We start from the raw sequence: 318 nt of genomic DNA on the forward strand, positions 1-318 counted from the left end.
GGATGATGCCAAACTCATCCGAGATACCATTCCCACCCAGCATATCGCGCGCCACGCGGGCGATGTCCAGCGACTTGCCGCACGAGTTACGCTTCATCATCGAGGTGATCTCTACCGCTGCCGTACCCTCATCCTTCATGCGGCCCAGACGCAAGCAGCCTTGCAGGCCCATGGTGATTTCGGTCTGCATGTCCGCCAGCTTCTTCTGGATCAGCTGATTTGCCGCCAGCGGCCGGCCAAACTGCACGCGGTCCATCACATACTGGCGCGCCGTGTGCCAGCAGGATTCCGCCGCGCCCAGCGCGCCCCAGGCGATGC

At 62.9% G+C, this 318-nt stretch carries 1 protein-coding gene; it reads right to left on the reverse strand.

Annotation, left to right across the window (positions count from 1 at the left end):
- Positions 1–318 (reverse strand): acyl-CoA dehydrogenase family protein (locus tag V3391_RS17660; RefSeq protein ID WP_332079757.1); only part of this gene is annotated, 318 nt, incomplete at both ends.

It is taken from the genome of Luteimonas flava (assembly GCF_036584485.1).
GTDB lineage: Bacteria > Pseudomonadota > Gammaproteobacteria > Xanthomonadales > Xanthomonadaceae > Luteimonas > Luteimonas flava.